General features: G+C 61.4%; 13 protein-coding genes and 1 pseudogene. 6 read left to right on the top strand and 8 right to left on the bottom strand.

Features of this window, described 5'->3' with window-relative positions:
- Nucleotides 1-97 precede the first annotated feature (97 nt).
- Nucleotides 98-316: pseudogene (locus H620_RS0116050) on the bottom strand (type VI secretion system tip protein VgrG); the annotation flags it as partial.
- A gap of 436 nt (nt 317-752) precedes the next feature.
- Between H620_RS0116050 and H620_RS0116045 the strand changes: the two are divergent.
- The 5 genes from H620_RS0116045 (at nt 753) to H620_RS0116025 (ending at nt 5775) form a co-directional block, all read left to right on the top strand.
- A complete protein-coding gene (locus H620_RS0116045; protein ID WP_023379722.1) occupies nt 753-1307 on the top strand; it encodes a helix-turn-helix domain-containing protein in 555 nt (184 codons plus the stop codon).
- A 27-nt stretch (nt 1308-1334) separates the two neighbouring features.
- On the top strand, nt 1335-2681 hold the full coding sequence (locus H620_RS0116040; RefSeq protein ID WP_027907633.1) for a glutamine synthetase family protein: 1347 nt from the start codon (nt 1335-1337) through the stop codon (nt 2679-2681).
- A gap of 84 nt (nt 2682-2765) precedes the next feature.
- A complete protein-coding gene (locus tag H620_RS0116035; RefSeq protein WP_023379724.1) occupies nt 2766-3539 on the top strand; it encodes a gamma-glutamyl-gamma-aminobutyrate hydrolase family protein in 774 nt (257 codons plus the stop codon).
- A 70-nt stretch (nt 3540-3609) separates the two neighbouring features.
- Entirely contained in the window at nt 3610-4968 is a 1359-nt protein-coding gene (locus H620_RS0116030) for an aspartate aminotransferase family protein (protein WP_023379725.1), read from the top strand.
- Between the two features lie 252 nt (nt 4969-5220).
- A complete protein-coding gene (locus H620_RS0116025; RefSeq protein WP_023379726.1) occupies nt 5221-5775 on the top strand; it encodes a helix-turn-helix domain-containing protein in 555 nt (184 codons plus the stop codon).
- A gap of 140 nt (nt 5776-5915) precedes the next feature.
- Here H620_RS0116025 and H620_RS0116020 read toward each other — a convergent pair whose 3' ends face one another.
- From H620_RS0116020 to gloB, 7 genes are all read right to left on the bottom strand, one after another.
- The gene (locus tag H620_RS0116020; protein WP_023379728.1) at nt 5916-7526 is read right to left on the bottom strand and encodes an ABC transporter ATP-binding protein; all 1611 of its coding nucleotides are present in this window, start codon (nt 7524-7526) and stop codon (nt 5916-5918) included.
- Nucleotide 7527: 1 nt separating this feature from the next.
- Nucleotides 7528-8547 (bottom strand): ABC transporter permease, encoded by a 1020-nt coding sequence (locus H620_RS0116015; RefSeq protein ID WP_023379729.1) that lies wholly within the window; start codon nt 8545-8547, stop codon nt 7528-7530.
- A gap of 1 nt (nt 8548) precedes the next feature.
- The gene (locus H620_RS0116010; RefSeq protein WP_023379731.1) at nt 8549-9622 is read right to left on the bottom strand and encodes a microcin C ABC transporter permease YejB; all 1074 of its coding nucleotides are present in this window, start codon (nt 9620-9622) and stop codon (nt 8549-8551) included.
- 1 nt (nt 9623) lies between these two features.
- Nucleotides 9624-11465 (bottom strand): extracellular solute-binding protein, encoded by a 1842-nt coding sequence (locus H620_RS0116005; RefSeq protein WP_027907632.1) that lies wholly within the window; start codon nt 11463-11465, stop codon nt 9624-9626.
- Nucleotides 11462-13291: an extracellular solute-binding protein gene (locus H620_RS0116000; protein WP_027907631.1), complete on the bottom strand. Its 1830-nt coding sequence runs from the start codon at nt 13289-13291 to the stop codon at nt 11462-11464. Before H620_RS0116000 ends, H620_RS0116005 begins: the two co-directional genes overlap by 4 nt.
- Nucleotides 13292-13535: 244 nt before the next feature.
- The gene (locus H620_RS0115995) at nt 13536-14963 is read right to left on the bottom strand and encodes a transglycosylase SLT domain-containing protein (protein WP_023379736.1); all 1428 of its coding nucleotides are present in this window, start codon (nt 14961-14963) and stop codon (nt 13536-13538) included.
- A 100-nt stretch (nt 14964-15063) separates the two neighbouring features.
- Nucleotides 15064-15843 (bottom strand): hydroxyacylglutathione hydrolase, encoded by a 780-nt coding sequence (gloB, locus tag H620_RS0115990; protein ID WP_023379738.1) that lies wholly within the window; start codon nt 15841-15843, stop codon nt 15064-15066.
- 83 nt (nt 15844-15926) lie between these two features.
- Here gloB and H620_RS0115985 point away from each other — a divergent pair, with 83 nt between their 5' ends.
- Nucleotides 15927-16685, top strand: a complete 759-nt coding sequence (locus H620_RS0115985) for a class I SAM-dependent methyltransferase (protein WP_027907630.1) — start codon at nt 15927-15929, stop codon at nt 16683-16685.
- Nucleotides 16686-16695 lie beyond the last annotated feature (10 nt).

Here is a 16695-nt window from a genome sequence, read left to right as displayed (position 1 = left end):
GGGGCGACCGCGACTTGCGCTTCGCGTTGCTTGGTTTCGCCACTCATGCCAGCACCTCACTGCCCAGCGGGCGCTTGGCCGGGTTGGCGGGAGGGCTCAGGCCGTGCAGGCCACGGCCGCTGTCGTCGAGCTGGAGGAAGGCGGGTTTGTGCAGCAGGCGTTCCAGGTCCAGCGAGGGGCGCTCGCCGACCAGCTCGAGGTCGATGGCGTAGGGTTGGCTGATGGCTTCCGTGCCGTCGAAGGCGAGGACCTGGAAATCGTGCTCCAGGCCGTCGATGTGCAAGCTGAAATGGGTCTGGTTCGCGGCGGCAAACATCCCTGTCCTCCTTTGGGAAAACGTAGCGAAAACGACTGCTGTCCGTCGCGCGAACACGGCAGGGAACGGAACCGAAGTCCGGGAAATGGGCTGGTTAGGCGCGAAGCCTGCGCCGTGGCAATTACTGGAAACACTACGGGAAAGGGATTCCCAGGTATGTCAGACGCGGGTCGACACGACTCGTAGGATTGGGACTACAGCGGGTGGAAGGGCTAAACGTCGCACTTGCTCGGCATTCTCTCTGCGATGCCTGTTGAGCTTTGCGGCAAAGGTTGCACTGCGCATCAGTGTCGGGCTTCTTGCCGGCAAGCCGGCTCCTACAGGATTGGAGTGGGCTTGCCCTTGGCCAGAAAATGACACGTCGCTTGACTCGTGAATTTTTTCATGTATTTTTTCATGAAAAATAAGTCTAAAAAATTCACGGTGGTTCTAAGCGATGAAGATGCACGAAGAGGTTGAGGCCCTGGCGATCCTTATTCACGACCTGCGCAAATTCAAGAACCTGTCGTTGAGCGAACTGGCTGAGCGCGCTGATCGTTCGGTGGGCTACCTTTCCCAGGTCGAGCAGGGTGCTACCCGTCCCACCGTGGCGGACCTTACCGCAATCAGCGAAGCGCTCGGCGTTTCCACCGCATACTTCTATAACCTGAGCAAGCCTCGCGCCGTCAGTTGGGTGACTCGCCCTCATGAGCGACGCACGTTGTACTTCGGCTCGGGCATTACCGATGTGCTCGCTTCGCCCACTATCGCTGGCGCCTTCTCCATGCTCGACAGCCTTCTCGAGCCGGGTGCGACCAGTGGCGAGCAGTACCTGAGCGACCGTTCGGAACAGGGCTGCTTCGTGCTCGAGGGGGACCTGACGGTGTGGTTGGACGACAGCGACGCCGTGACACTCCAGGCAAACGACAGCTTCCAGCTGCAACCCCACGCGCACTTGCGTTACGCCAATCTGACGGACAAGCCCACCCGCGTGCTTTGGGTATTCAATTGAATTCGTTCACATCACAAGGATAAGAAGATGAGTCTCATCTTTCCGGATCTGTTGACTGAAGTGCGCTCGTTCCGAGCGGAACACCCAGAAGTACGGTATGTCGACCTGATTGCACTGGATATTCCCGGGCACTTTTATGGCAAGCGATACCCAATGGACATGCTCGAGAAAGTCGCAGCCGGCGCCCCGCTGAAGGTGCCGCAGAATTGTGTACTGCTGGGCACCCAGGGTGGCCTCTACCCGATTGGAGACTACTGCTTTGCCGATGGAGACCCGGATGCAGCACGGCGCCTGGTGCCTGGGACGTTGAGACCGGTGCGCTGGGAAAAGGAAGTGATCGCACAGATGCTGATGACTTCGGACGGCACTGCAAATCCTATCGAGTTCGAGCCCCGTGAAGTGCTGGCCCGTGTGGTCGAACGTCTTGCCAAGCGCGGCATCCGCCCGGTCGTGGCCTTCGAGCTTGAGTTCTACCTGTTCGATCGCAAGCTCAAGGACGGCCTGCCGCGGTTCCCGCGCGATACCGCGACTGACGATGAAGATGATCAGCCGAACATGCATATCGAACGGTTGTCGCGATTTTCGTCCGTACTGCATGAGATGGTCGATGTCGCTAACGAGCAGGGCGTGCCGGCAAACGTCATCACGGCGGAGCTTGGCCCTGGCCAGTTCGAAATCAACTTCTCCCACAGCGACGATGCGCTGAGCGCGGCGGACTGGTCGGCGCTGTTCTGCCGCAGCACTCGCGGTGTCGCGATGAAGCATGGCTATCGTGCAAGCTTCATGAGCAAGCCATACCTGGACGCCCCGGGCAGCGGGATGCATGTGCATGTGAGTCTGTACGACGACGCTGGCAACAACATCCTCGCCGGTCGCGAACAGCGCAACTTGCGCCATGCGGTGGCCGGGTGCCTGGAGCTGCTTCCCCATTGCATGCCGATCTTCGCACCCAACCATAATGCCTACCGCCGCTACGGGGCCATGGTCAACGCTGCCAGCGTTGCGAGCTGGGGCTTCGAAGACCGCGACGCCTGCATTCGCATTCCCGAGTCCGACTCGCGCAACGTGCGTATCGAACACCGGCTCGCCGGCGCCGATGCCAATCCGTACCTGGTGCTGGCGGCCATCCTGACTGGGATGGAGCATGGCCTGGATCGCGGCATCGAACCCATTGCGCCACTGAACGACAACCGCAAGAGCGGTATCGACTTTCCCAAGGATGCCCTGAGCGCAATAGCCGCCATGCGCCACCATCCGGTGGTCAACGAGGGGCTAGGCAGTGAGTTCGTGATGGTCTACTGCGAAAACAAATACCAGGAGCAACTGGATTTTCTCAATGACATCAGTGCTCGCGAATATCGCTGGTTCTTGTAAGTGCCAATAGCCAAGTCATGACGCTGCACCCTCTATTCAACAAGTTTGAATATAACTCCCAACACTGATTTGCCGGAGGATGATATGCCACGTGTGCCCGTTATCGGCATCACAGCATGCACCCGCATGATTGAACAGCATGCGACCCAGATTATCAGCGAGAAGTATGCGCGCGCTGCGGCCAAGGCGGCGTGTGGTTTACCAATCGTGATTCCCAGTCTCGCTGACTTGATGGATACCGCCGACATAATCGACACGGTGGATGGGCTGATCTTTACCGGCTCGCCGTCCAATATCGAACCTTTCCATTACAACGGCCCAGCCAGTGCACCGGGAACTCATCACGACCCTGTGCGCGACGCCACGACTTTACCGCTCATGCGTGCAGCCATCGCGGCAGGCGTTCCGGTACTTGGCATTTGCCGTGGCTTCCAAGAGATGAATGTTGCGCTGGGTGGCACCTTACATCAGAAAGTTCATGAGACGGGTTCATTCATGGACCACCGCGAGGGCAAGGATGAACCCATGGAAAAGCAATATGGCCCGCGCCACACGATGCATATACAGCCAGGCGGCATGATGGACCGCATGGGGTTGCCGGCGATCATCGATGTCAATTCCATACATGGCCAGGGCATAGATGTGTTGGCGCCTGGGTTAAGGGTGGAAGCGCGTGCACCGGATGGCCTGGTGGAAGCGATCTCGGTGGAAGGCAGCAAGGGATTTGCCCTGGCCGTGCAATGGCACCCGGAGTTTCAGGTGCTGGAAAACCCACATTACCTGACGATCTTCCAGTCGTTTGGAAAAGCCTGCCGGCAACGTTCGGTGCTGCGCCAACTGATGTTGAAGTCCGCCTGAAAACTGCCCGATCCCGCATATAGAAAAGTATTCGCGCAGCCCGCCTGCGTATATTGATGGAGAGAAGTCGATGAGTGAAAAGAATTCGCAGACCCTTGCCTGGCAAGCGATGAGTCGTGACCATCACCTGGCACCTTTCAGCGATGTCAAACAACTTGCCGAGAAAGGTCCGCGTATCATTACCTCGGCCAAGGGCGTGTACCTGTGGGACAGCGAAGGCAACAAGATCCTCGATGGCATGGCCGGCCTGTGGTGCGTGGCGGTCGGCTACGGTCGTGACGAGCTGGCCGACGTGGCCTGCCGGCAGATGAAGGAACTGCCGTACTACAACTTGTTCTTCCAGACCGCGCACCCACCCGCGTTGGAACTGGCCAAGGCGATTGCCGACGTGGCCCCGCAAGGCATGAACCATGTGTTCTTCACCGGCTCCGGTTCCGAGGGCAACGACACCGTGGTGCGCATGGTTCGTCACTACTGGGCGATCAAGGGCAAGAAGAGCAAGAAGGTCATCATTGGCCGCATCAACGGTTACCACGGCTCCACCGTGGCCGGTGCGGGGCTGGGCGGCATGAGCGGCATGCACCAGCAGGGCGGCCTGATTCCGGATATCGTGCACATCCCGCAGCCGTACTGGTTTGGCGAAGGCGGCGACATGACCGAGGCCGAATTCGGTGTGTGGGCGGCCGAGCAGCTGGAACAGAAGATTCTTGAGGTTGGCGTGGACAATGTCGCCGCCTTCATCGCTGAGCCGATCCAGGGAGCCGGAGGTGTCATCATTCCGCCGCAGACCTACTGGCCGAAGGTCAAGGAAATTCTGGCCAAGTACGACATCCTGTTCGTCGCCGACGAGGTGATCTGCGGCTTCGGTCGAACCGGCCAGTGGTTCGGTACCGATTACTATGGCCTTGAGCCCGACCTGATGACAATCGCCAAGGGCCTCACCTCTGGCTACATCCCCATGGGCGGTGTGATCGTGCGTGACGAAGTGGCCAAGGTGCTCGGCGAAGGCGGTGACTTCAACCATGGCTTCACTTACTCCGGTCACCCGGTGGCGGCTGCGGTAGGCCTGGAAAACCTGCGTATCCTGCGCGACGAGAAGATCATCGAGCGGGTCCGCGAAGAAACCGCGCCCTACCTGCAAAAGCGCCTGCGCGAGTTGGCCGACCACCCGCTGGTGGGCCAAGTGCGCGGGTTGGGCATGCTCGGTGCGATCGAGCTGGTGAAGGACAAAGCCACTCGGGCGCGCTACGAAGGCCAAGGGGTCGGCATGATCTGCCGCCAGCACTGTTTCGACAATGGCCTGATCATGCGCGCCGTGGGCGATACCATGATCATCGCGCCGCCACTGGTCATCAGCATCGAAGAGATCGACGAACTGGTGGAAAAGGCGCGCAAGTGCCTGGACCTGACCTACCAGGCCATTCAGTGAGGGTAGGGCGTCTCGGTAGGGGCCAAGCGGTTCCCGCCGAGGGGCTCGCTTCACTGCCTTGAAGCAAGCGCGGTGGCGGGCTTGATTTGTGAAGGCATTCCTGTATTTTCCATGCCAATCATTTCTATGTTGCTTAGCCGCGCTTGATCTTGGGTCGTACGTTTACTTCGCACAAACTCGTGAACCCGCCTTCATGTTGTCGAGCCCATTGAAGATCACGGCATGCGATGTTCTTGCGTTCAAGGTTCAAGCATGAAAGTTCACGAAGAAATTGAAGAGCTGGCTGTACTCATTCGCGACTTGCGCAAGTTCAAAGGCCTGACACTGGGCGAGCTGGCTCAACGTATTGGCCGTTCGGTGGGTTTTCTCTCCCAGGTAGAACGGGGCGTGTCGCGTCCAACCGTGGCGGACTTGACGGCGATCAGTGAAACGCTCGGTGTGTCGACGGCGTACTTTTACAACCTGGACAAACCCCGTGGGCTCGATTGGGTAACCCGTCCTGAGGCCCGTCGTACGCTGCATCTGGGCGGTGGTATTACCGATGTGCTGGTCTCGCCCACGATCAACGGGGCTTTTTCCATGCTGGACAGCCACCTCGAACCAGGGGCTAGCAGCGGGGAGGAATACCTGGATGACAGTTCGGAGCAGGGCTGCTTCGTGCTCGAAGGCGAGTTGACGGTTTGGCTGGACGAAGGTGAGCCTGTGACGCTTCGCACCAATGACAGCTTTCAGTTGCAATCCCACGCACGTTTTCGTTACGCCAACCTAACGGACAAACCCACCCGCGTGCTTTGGGTCTTCAATTGAGGCACGCGCAGTGAGACTGTTTTTTCGCCAGCTCGCCGAGGCTCGTGACCTTCTGCAGGGTGCGCTGAAACCACACGCTCGGCGAGCAGAAGACGCGGTACGCCTCCTGATCCCCGAGTAGTTGGTTTTTCGCGGGCAACCTATCCGACCGCTTCCACTTCCAGGAACGCCGCCTCCAGCAGCTGCCGCGTATAGGCATGCTGCGGCGCATGGAAGATTGTCTGCGCATCCCCTTGTTCCACCACATGTCCATGCTTGATCACCATCAACTGGTGACTCAGCGCCTTGACCACCGCCAGGTCATGACTGATGAACAGGTAGGTAAGGTTGTACTTGCTCTGCAGATTGCGCAGCAATTCCACGACCTGCCGTTGTACGGTCCGGTCCAGCGCTGAAGTTGGCTCGTCCAGCAAGATCAGTGCAGGCTTCAACACCAAGGCCCGGGCAATCGCGATCCGCTGACGTTGGCCTCCGGAAAACTCATGGGGATAACGGTGACGGGTCCGCGGATCGAGCCCCACTTCCTCCAGTGCCGCGATAATCGCCGCTTCCTGTTCCTGCGCAGTGCCGATGCGGTGGATACGCAAACCCTCGCCGACGATGTCCGCCACGCACATGCGCGGGCTCAGGCTGCCGAAGGGGTCCTGGAACACCACCTGCATTTCCCGCCGCAGTGGCCTGACTTCCTTCTGGTTCAAGCGCTCCAGGTTCTGCCCGTGGAACCGGATTGCCCCCTGGCTTGAAATCAAGCGCAGGATGGCCAAGCCCAATGTCGATTTACCGGAGCCGGACTCACCCACGATCCCTAGCGTCTGCCCCTGGGGCAGGCTGAAGTTGACGCCATCCACCGCCTTCACATGGTCAACCGTGCGCCGCAGAAGCCCCTTTTTGATCGGGAACCAGACCTTGAGGTCCTTCACCTCCAGTAGCGGCGCGCCCTCCGGGTTATGTGCAGGCAAACCGCTCGGCTCGGCGTTGATCAGCATCTGCGTGTAAGGGTGTTGCGGTGCGCTGAACAGTTGGCTGCAGTCGGCTTGTTCGACGATCTGTCCGCGTTGCATCACGCACACGCGGTGGGCGATGCGCCGCACCAGGTTGAGGTCGTGGCTGATCAACAACAGGGCCATGCCCAGGCGCTTCTGCAGTTTCTTGAGCAGCTCAAGAATCTTCAGCTGAACTGTCACGTCCAGTGCCGTGGTTGGTTCGTCGGCGATCAGCAGTTCAGGCTCGTTGGCCAGGGCCATGGCGATCATCACCCGTTGGCGCTGGCCGCCGGACAGTTCATGGGGCAAGGCCTTCAGACGCTTCTTCGGCTCGGGAATACCGACCATTTCCAGCAGTTCGAGGGTGCGGGCGGTGGCTTGCTTGCCCGTCAGGCCCTTGTGTATCAGCAGGATCTCGTTGATCTGTTTCTCGATGCAGTGAAGCGGGTTCAAGGAGGTCATTGGCTCCTGGAAGATCATCGCGATGCGGTTGCCGCGAATGTGGCGCATGGCCTTTTCGCTTTGATGCAACAGGTCCTTCCCCTCGTAGCGGATGCTGCCGCCGGGGTGGCGTGCGAGGGGGTAGGGCAGCAAGCGCAGGATCGAGTGGGCGGTCACCGATTTGCCCGAACCGCTCTCGCCGACCAGGGCCAGGGTCTCGCCCTTGCGGATGTCGAAACTGATGCCATCGACCACGCGGTTGACCTGCTCGCCGGTGACGAACTCCACCGCAAGGTCACGGACTTCGATCAGGTTGTCTTCGCTCATGTCATTTCCTCGGGTCGAAGGCGTCACGGGCGGACTCGCCGATGAACACCAGCAGGCTCAACATCACCGCCAGTACGGCGAAGGCGCTGATGCCCAGCCAGGGCGCCTGCAGGTTGGATTTGCCCTGGGCCACCAGCTCACCCAGCGAAGGCGCGCCGGGCGGCAGGCCGAAGCCGAGGAAGTCCAGGGCGGTCAGGGTGCCGATGGCGCCAGTGAGGATGAAGGGCATGAAGGTCATGGTCGAAATCATCGCGTTGGGCAGGATGTGCCGGTACATGATCGCGCCATTGCGCATGCCCAGGGCACGGGCGGCGCGCACGTATTCGAGGTTACGCCCGCGCAGGAACTCGGCGCGGACCACGTCCACCAGGCTCATCCAGGAGAACAGCAGCATGATCCCCAGCAGCCACCAGAAATTGGGCTGAACGAAACTTGCCAGGATGATCAGCAAGTACAGCACCGGCAAGCCCGACCAGACCTCCAGGAAGCGCTGTCCGGCCAGGTCGACCCAGCCGCCGTAGTAGCCCTGCAAGGCGCCGGCAATGACGCCGACGATGGAGCTGAGCACGGTCAGCGTCAGGGCGAACAGCACCGAAACGCGGAAACCGTAGATCACTCGGGCCAGCACGTCGCGTCCCTGGTCATCGGTGCCCAGCCAGTTGTCGGCCGAAGGCGGCGCAGGGGCTGGGACCTTTAGGTCGTAGTTGATGCTCTGGTAGCTGAACGGAATCGGCGCCCACAGCACCAGGCTGTCTTTCTTGGCCAACAGCTCGCGGATATACGGGCTCTTGTAGTTGGCCTCCAGCGGGAATTCGCCGCCAAAGGTGGTCTCTGGGTAGCGCTTGAACGCCGGGAAATACCATTGGCCGTCGTAACGCACGGCGATGGGTTTGTCGTTGGCGATCAGTTCGGCACCCAGGCTCAGGCCGAACAGAATGATGAACAGCCACAATGACCACCAGCCCCGGCGGTTGGCCTTGAAGCGCTCGAAGCGCCGACGGTTGAGAGGGGACAGGGCCATGTCAGTGCTCCCGGCTGGCGAAGTCGATGCGTGGATCGACCAGGGTGTAGGTCAGGTCGCCGATCAGTTTCACCACCAGCCCCAGCAGGGTGAAGATGAACAGGGTGCCGAAGACCACCGGGTAATCGCGGTTGATCGCCGCTTCGAAACTCATCAGCCCCAGCCCATCGAGGGAGAAGATCACCTCGATCAGCAGCGAGCCGGTGAAGAAGATTCCGATGAAGGCCGACGGGAAGCCGGCGATCACCAGCAGCATGGCGTTGCGGAACACATGGCCGTACAGCACCCGCGACCGGCTAAGGCCCTTGGCCTTGGCGGTGATCACATACTGTTTGTTGATCTCGTCGAGGAAACTGTTCTTGGTCAGCAGGGTCATGGTGGCGAAGTTGCCGATCACCAGCGCGGTAATCGGCAGTACCAGGTGCCAGAAGTAGTCCAGTATCTTGCCGCTGGTGGACAGCGCGTCGAAGTTGTTCGAGGTCAGGCCCCTGAGCGGGAACCAGTCGAAGTAGCTGCCGCCGGCGAACAGCACGATCAGCAAAATGGCGAACAGGAACGCGGGAATGGCATAGCCGACGATGATCGCCGAGCTGGTCCAGACGTCGAAGTGGCTGCCGTGACGCACTGCCTTGGCGATCCCCAGGGGGATCGACACCAGGTACATGATCAGGGTGCTCCACAGCCCCAGCGAGATCGACACCGGCATCTTCTCTGCAATCAGGTCGATGACCTTGGCGTCGCGGAAGAAGCTTTCCCCAAAATCCAGTTGGGCGTAGTTCTTGATCATGATCCACAACCGTTCCGGCGCCGACTTGTCGAAGCCGTACATCCGCTCGATCTCGGCGACCAGCGCCGGGTCAAGGCCTTGCGCCCCTCGGTAGCTGGAACCGGCCACCGAGACCTCCGCGCCACCGCCGGCGATGCGGCTGGTGGCGCCTTCGAAGCCTTCGAGCTTGGCGATCATTTGTTCCACCGGGCCACCGGGGGCGGCCTGGACGATGATGAAGTTGATGATCAGGATGCCGAACAGCGTTGGAATGATCAGCAGCAGGCGTCGCAGGATGTAGGCCAGCATGTCAGTTGGCCTCATCGGCAGGGGCCGCTGTATCCGGCGTGGCCGGGGCGACTTCGGGCTTGATCCACCAGGTGTCGATGCCCACGTCGTATTTGGGCGACACGTTCGGGTGGCCGACGTTGTTCCAGTAGGCCACGCGCCAGGTCTTGATGTGCCAGTTGGGGATCACGTAGTAGCCCCAGAGCAATACACGGTCCAGTGCCTTGGTATGGTTGATCAGGCTCTGGCGCGAATCGGCGTTGATCAACTGCTCGACCAGTTGGTCGATGGCCGGGTCGCGCAGGCCGATGAAGTTGCGGCTGCCGGGGTTGTCGGCGGCGGCGCTGGTCCAGTACTCGCGTTGCTCGTTGCCGGGCGAGTTGGACTGCGGGAAACCACCGACGATCATGTCGAAGTCGCGCGAGCGCAGGCGGTTGATGTACTGGGAAACGTCGACCCGGCGGATGTTCAGGTCGATGCCCAGGTCGGCCAGGTTGCGCTTGAACGGCAGCAGGATACGCTCGAACTCGGTCTGTGCCAGCAGAAACTCGATGGACACCGGCTTGCCCTGGGCATCGACCATCTTGTCGTCGACGATCTTCCAGCCGGCGTCCTGCAGCAGCTGGTATGCCTTGCGCTGTTGCTCGCGGATCACGCCGCTGGCATCGCTGACCGGGTTGTGGAATGCCTCGGTGAAGACCTGCTCGGGGATCTTGCCGCGCAAAGGGTCGAGAATCTTCAGTTCATCGGCGCTGGGTAGGCCACGGGCGGCCATTTCGGAGTTTTCGAAGTAGCTGCCGGTGCGGGTGTAGGCACCGTTGAACAGCTGTTTGTTGGTCCATTCGTAGTCCAGCAGCAGGCTCAGCGCTTCGCGTACGCGTACGTCCTGGAACAGCGGGCGGCGCAGGTTGAAGATAAAGCCTTGCATACCGGTTGGGTTGCCGTTGGGCAGCTCTTCGCGAATCAAGCGACCTTCACGTACCGCCGGTACGTTGTAGGCGGTGGCCCAGTTCTTCGCGCTCATTTCCAGCCAGTAGTCGAATTGCCCGGCCTTGAGCGCTTCCAGGGCCACGGTGTTGTCGCGGAAAGCGTCGAAGGTCATGGCGTCGAAGTTGTAGAAACCTCGGTTGATCGGCAGGTCCTTGGCCCAGTAGTCCTTGACCCGCTCGTAGCGAATCGAACGGCCAGCCTTGACCTCGGCCACCTTGTACGGGCCGCTGCCCAGCGGAATTTCCAGGTTGCCGCGGGTGAAGTCGCGGCCCTCGTACCAGTGCTTGGGCAGCACTGGCAGTTGGCCGAGAATCAGCGGCAGCTCACGGTTGTTCCCGTGCTTGAACTTGAACAGCACCCGCAGCGGATCTTCGGCGACCACTTCGGCCACGTCGGCATAGTACTGCCGGTACAGCGGCGCCCCTTGCTTGGTCAGGGCATTGAAGGTGAACACCACATCGTCGGCCCGCATCGGGTGGCCGTCATGGAAGCGGGCTTCGGGGCGCAGGTAGAAGCGCACCCAGCTGTTGTCCGGGGCTTTTTCGATCTTGCCGGCCACCAGGCCATACTCGGTGAACGGCTCGTCCAGGCTCTGGCGCATCAACGTGTCGTAGATGATGCTGATGTTGTCGGCGGCGACCCCTTTGTTGATGAAGGGGTTGAGGCTGTCGAAGCCGCCGAAGCTGGACTGACGGAAGGTACCGCCCTTGGGGGCGTCCGGGTTGACGTAGTCGAAGTGCTTGAAGTCGGCCGGATACTTGGGCGCTTCGTCGTAAAGGGTAAGCGCATGTTGTGGCGCGGCCAATGCCGGTAGGCTCAGGCAGGCGAGCCACAGGCTGCCTGCCAGCCGGCGCAGTCGATGCGTTGGCATCATTGGGCTTTCTCCGAAGTCTTGAGCCACCAGCTGTTCAAGCCCAGTGTATAGGGCGGTGTGGCGACGAAAGCGAACCGGTTGCGGTACGCCAGGCGGTGATTGTCGAGATACCAGTTGGGAATCATGTAGTAATGCCACGAAAGCACACGGTCCAGGGCGCGGGCGGCGGCGACCTGGTCGTCGCGGGTACGGGCGGCGAGCAACGTGTCGAGCAGGTGGTCGACCACCGGGTCCTTGACCCCAGCATAGTTCTTGCTGCCCTTGGTGGTCGCCTGGCTGGAGTGGAAGTACAGCCATTGCTCGAGCCCAGGGCTGAGGGTCTGGTTCAGGGTCATCAGGATCATGTCGAAATCGAACTGGTCCAGGCGCTGTTTGTACTGGGCCCGGTCCACGGTGCGCAGGCGCGCGTCGATACCGATGCTCGCCAGGTTTTCGACATAAGGTTGCAGGATGCGTTCAAGGTTGGGGTTAACCAGCAACAGTTCCATGCGCAACTGCTGGCCTTTGTTGTTCACCAGGCGTTGGCCGTCAAGCTTCCAGCCGGCTTGGGCGAACAGGGCCAGGGCCTGGCGCAGGGTCTGGCGGTTGATACCGCGGCCATCGGTGTGGCTGACCTTGTAGGGCTCGGTGAACAGCTTATCTGGCAACTGGTCGCGGAACGGTGCGAGCAGCAGCCATTCCTTGCCGGTGGGCAGGCCGGTCGCCGCGAACTCGCTGTTGGGGTAGTAACTGGTCGAACGCCGGTAGGCGCTGCTGAACAGGGCGCGGTTGGTCCACTCGAAATCGAGCATCAGGCCCAGGGCCTGACGAACCTGCGCATCGCTGAAGGTGGCGCGGCGGCTGTTCATGAACAGCCCTTGGGTCTGGGTCGGAATGCGGTGGGGTATTTGCGCCTTGATCACATCACCCCGGCGCACCGCCGGAAAGTTGTAGCCGTTCGCCCAGTTCTTGGCCTGGTGCTCGATATAGATGTCGAATTCGCCGGCCTTGAAGGCTTCGAAGGCCACCGTGGCGTCGCGGTAGAACTCGTACTCGACACGGTCGAAGTTGTACTTGCCCCGGTTGACCGCCAGGTCCTTGCCCCAGTAATTCTTCACACGCTCGAACACCAGGCTGCGGCCTGGCTGCACCTGGGTGATGCGGTATGGACCGCTGCCCAGCGGCGGCTCGAAGGTTGTGGCCTTGAAGTCGCGGTTTTGCCAGTAATGCTTAGGCAGCACTGGCATTTCTCCCAAACGCAGGATCAGCAAGGGGTTGCCAGTGCGCTTGAACACGAAGCGGATACGCAGCGGCCCAAGAATATCCACCCGCCGCACTTCCTGTAGATTGGTGCGGTAGATCGGGTGGCCCTCCTTGAGCAGGGTTCGGTAGGAGAACGCAACGTCTGCCGAAGTGATCGGGTGACCGTCGTGGAATCGGGCTTCAGGACGCAGGTTGAATACCACCCAGCTGCGGTCCTCGCTGTATTCCACCGAGCGGGCGATCAGGCCATAGCTGGAGGTCGGTTCATCACCGGATGGGTCGTACTGGCCGGTACCGATCATCAGCGGTTCGTTTAGCTCGCTAATGCCGTATTGCAGGAAGTTCGGTGTGGTGACCGGGCTGGAGCCCTTGAAGGTGTAGGGGTTGAGCGTGTCGAACGTGCCAAATGCCATGGCCCGCAACGTGCCGCCTTTGGGCGCTTGCGGGTTGACCCAGTCGAAATGGGTGAATGTGGCCGGGTACTTGAGCGTGCCGAACTGCGCGTATCCGTGGCTTTCGCTCACCATCGCGACTGCGGGAAAGCTCAAGGCCAGGCTGAGTGACAGCAGGAGGGGACGTATCAATTCGGCATCCGATCCAGAGGCGTTGGGCTTTGGTCGGGCTACAGTAACAGCTTGGCGGGGTTGGAAAAAGGGTGTCTCGGAAGGCCTGTTCGGCTCCCGCCGATTGCCCGCCAATTCATCGAGTCAGCGTTTATCGGTAGGCGCCGACTTGCCGGCGATCACCGGCGAAGCCGGTGCCATGCACCGCGTCGCGTGCCGCACGGGTTAACCCGCGCCCACAAGCTGCCAAGCAACCCGATGCACATCAGTGCGACAGGTAAACCGTCAGGGTCTGCCCTGGCTTGAGGGCATGCCCGCTGCGCGGGTTCCACCGCTTGAGGTGTTTCATCTCGACGTTGAAACGTTTGGCCACCAGGTACAGCGAATCACCTTTGCGCACCTTGTATTGGGTGGAACGCTTCTGCGACGACGCTACACGGTTGCCCGCCGCGCTGGGCGCGTTGCCACCACGCAGGGCCAGTACCTGGCCTGCACGCAGGCGATTGCCCGGGAGTTTGTTCCAGCGCTGGATATCCTTCACTGAAACACGGTTGGCCTTGGCGATGCTGGCCAGGTTGTCGCCACGCTTGACCCGGTAGCTGCGCGCCGCAGGAGCCTTGGCCTCGGCGACCGCAGCCTCGAACACGGCCTTGCGCGGCTGCAGGCTGACCAGTTGTTCTGGCTTGAGGTTGTTCAGGCTGTCGGACAGCAGTTGCGCTTTGGCCGTTGGCACTAGCAGTTGCTTGGGGCCATCGACGGTCATGCGCTTCTTGAACGCCGGGTTTAGCTGGATCAGTTCGTCTTCGTCGATGTTGGCAAAGGCGGCCACCCGTGACAGGTCGAGGCGATCGTTGATCGCCACGGCTTCGAAATAGGGTTCGTTGGCGATGGGGTTCAGGTTCACGCCATAGGCCTCCGGCGTCATCACCACCTGCGACAGGGCCAGTAGCTTGGGCACGTAGTCGCGGGTTTCCTGTGGCAGCGGCAGGTTCCAGTAGTCGGTGGGTAGGCCAAGCCTCTCGTTCCGCTCGATAGCCCGGCTGACCGTGCCTTCACCCGCATTGTAGGCGGCAAGGGCCAGCAGCCAGTCACCGTTGAACATGTCGTGCAGGCGGGTCAGGTAGTCCAGTGCAGCGTTGGTGGACGCGGTGATGTCGCGGCGGCCATCGTAGAAGTTGGTCTGGCGCAGGTTGAAGTGGCGACCGGTGGACGGGATGAACTGCCACAGGCCGACGGCATGGGCGCGGGAGTAGGCCATCGGGTTGTAGGCACTTTCGATGGCAGGCAGCAGCGCCAGCTCCAGCGGCATGTCGCGTTCTTCGAGCCGCTCGACGATGTAGTGCAGGTACAGGCTGCCTCGCTCGCCAGCGCTTTCGAGGAAGGTCGGGTTGCTGGCGAACCACAGGCGCTGCTGCTCGATGCGCGGGTTGACGTCGATGTTGTCCTGCAGGGCGAAGCCCTGGCGCATGCGCTCCCACACATCCTGGGGTGCCTGGTCGGCAGGCTTGACCGCCAGTGGCGAAGGCTTGTGCTTGATCCGAGCCTGGTAGTTGTGCGCGCGAACGCTGTCGGATTCGTCGAGCTGACGGGTGCTCTGGCAACCCACCAAGGTGGCGGCCAGGGCCAGCGCACTGATTTTGGCCAGGCGCGTCAGGGCGACGGAATGAGAGGTTCTGCGGCTACGGGAAGACATCGGCTGGGACAGGTTTCCGGGCGAAAAATTTCGGCGATTCTAGAAACCGGTCCCTCCCGGGTCAACCGTTGACCACGGTTTGCGATATATCTTGAGGTTATCAGAAGGTGTCCTTCCAAGACCTCAAGGCAGCAAAAACAGTGACCTGCGTGGGGTTTGAATGTCCCTTCCATTCGTCTGCTTTTTGTTTAACTAATGTTTCAGCGGTACGCAGGAAGGGGTTGGTGAGCCGCTCCAGGCCGATAGTTGATGGCAAGGTGATGCGATTGTCGGCGCGCAGCCGGGTAACGTCCTCGAAACGCTGCAGAACGTGCGGGTTGGAGGGCTCCACGGCCCTGGCGAAACGCAGGTTGCTCAGGGTGTACTCGTGGGCGCAGTAGACCTCGGTACGCTCGGGCAAGGCCGCCAGGCGGGCGAGGGCCGGTTGCATCTGTTCTGGGGTCCCTTCGAACATGCGGCCGCAGCCGGCGGCGAACAGTGTGTCGCCACTGAACAGCAGCGGGGTTGACGGTTGGTCGCTGAAGTAGGCGATATGCCCGAGGGTATGGCCGGGCACGGCCAGCACCTGGAAGGTCACGCCCAGTACGGTCAGCTGGTCGCCCTCGTCCAGCGCCAGGTCGCGGCACGGAATACGCTCGTGGGCCGGGCCGCAGACACGGGCGTCGGTCAGGCGCTTGAGCCGCTCGACACCGCCAACGTGGTCGTTATGGTGATGGGTGACCAGGATGTCTTCCAGCACCCAGCCTGGGTGACTGGTCAGCCAGGCCTCCACTGGGCCGGCGTCACCAGGATCGACCACCGCGCAACGGCGTTTGGCAGTATCCTGTAACAACCAGATGTAGTTGTCGGAGAAAGCGGGGAGAGCATCGATCTGTATCATGGTGCGGATCCGAATCGCCAAGCGGCACATGAAGGCATCTTAGCCGCGATGGCGCGGTGCGAGAACCTTCGAGGGAGAGCGCAATGACCGACCAAGCCTTTGCCCAGGCCGACCCGGACTGGGTCGAGCTGATCAGCCTGGCCCGTGACTGGTTCAACGGGCCACTCGGGCGACTGATGCTCGAGGAAGAGGACAAACTGCTCGAAGAAGAACTGGGGCGCTTTTTTGGCGGCTTCCTGGTGCACTACGGCCCCTGCGCCGATGCGCCCCCCAGTGCGCCGCAGGTTCAGCGCAACGTTCGTCTCGGCGCGCCGCTGCCGGGTGTGGAGATCGTCTGCGAAGAACAGGCCTGGCCGCTCGGCGAGCACGCCGCCGACGTGGTGGTGCTGCAACATGGCCTGGATTTCTGCCTGTCGCCCCACGGGCTGCTGCGCGAGGCAGCCAGCGCCGTGCGCCCCGGCGGGCACCTGCTGATCGTCGGTATCAACCCCTGGAGCAGTTGGGGCGTGCGTCATCTCTTCAGCCATGGCGCCCTGCGCAAGGCCCGCTGCATCTCGCCGTCGCGAGTGGGCGACTGGCTCAACCTGCTGGGTTTCGCGCTGGAGAAACGCCGCTTCGGGTGCTATCGTCCGCCGCTTGCCTCGCCCGCCTGGCAGCAACGCCTGGCAGGCTGGGAACGGGTGGCCGGGGGCTGGCAGAGCGCCGGTGGCGGGGTGTACCTGCTGGTGGCGCGCAAGATGGTGGTTGGCCTGCGGCCGCTGCGTCAGCAACGCCGCGAACCCATGGGCAAGTTGCTGCCACTGCCGATGGCCAAGGTCAACCGCGAGAGCAACGAGCCCTGACAGGCCCCGC

This window comes from Pseudomonas taiwanensis DSM 21245, assembly GCF_000425785.1.
GTDB lineage: Bacteria > Pseudomonadota > Gammaproteobacteria > Pseudomonadales > Pseudomonadaceae > Aquipseudomonas > Aquipseudomonas taiwanensis.
The sequence above is the reverse complement of the archived record's forward strand: the minus strand, read 5'-3'. Positions and strand labels throughout refer to the sequence as shown.

Excerpts from the sequence above, each read along its gene's own strand:
- H620_RS0116045 (WP_023379722.1), top strand. The coding sequence starts at position 753 with ATGAAGATGCACGAAGAGGTTGAGGCCCTGGCGATCCTTATTCACGAC.
- H620_RS0116040 (WP_027907633.1), top strand. The coding sequence starts at position 1,335 with ATGAGTCTCATCTTTCCGGATCTGTTGACTGAAGTGCGCTCGTTCCGA.
- H620_RS0116035 (WP_023379724.1), top strand. The coding sequence starts at position 2,766 with ATGCCACGTGTGCCCGTTATCGGCATCACAGCATGCACCCGCATGATT.
- H620_RS0116030 (WP_023379725.1), top strand. The coding sequence starts at position 3,610 with ATGAGTGAAAAGAATTCGCAGACCCTTGCCTGGCAAGCGATGAGTCGT.
- H620_RS0116025 (WP_023379726.1), top strand. The coding sequence starts at position 5,221 with ATGAAAGTTCACGAAGAAATTGAAGAGCTGGCTGTACTCATTCGCGAC.
- H620_RS0116020 (WP_023379728.1), bottom strand. The coding sequence starts at position 7,526 with ATGAGCGAAGACAACCTGATCGAAGTCCGTGACCTTGCGGTGGAGTTC.
- H620_RS0116015 (WP_023379729.1), bottom strand. The coding sequence starts at position 8,547 with ATGGCCCTGTCCCCTCTCAACCGTCGGCGCTTCGAGCGCTTCAAGGCC.
- H620_RS0116010 (WP_023379731.1), bottom strand. The coding sequence starts at position 9,622 with ATGCTGGCCTACATCCTGCGACGCCTGCTGCTGATCATTCCAACGCTG.
- H620_RS0116005 (WP_027907632.1), bottom strand. The coding sequence starts at position 11,465 with ATGATGCCAACGCATCGACTGCGCCGGCTGGCAGGCAGCCTGTGGCTC.
- H620_RS0115995 (WP_023379736.1), bottom strand. The coding sequence starts at position 14,963 with ATGTCTTCCCGTAGCCGCAGAACCTCTCATTCCGTCGCCCTGACGCGC.
- gloB (WP_023379738.1), bottom strand. The coding sequence starts at position 15,843 with ATGATACAGATCGATGCTCTCCCCGCTTTCTCCGACAACTACATCTGG.
- H620_RS0115985 (WP_027907630.1), top strand. The coding sequence starts at position 15,927 with ATGACCGACCAAGCCTTTGCCCAGGCCGACCCGGACTGGGTCGAGCTG.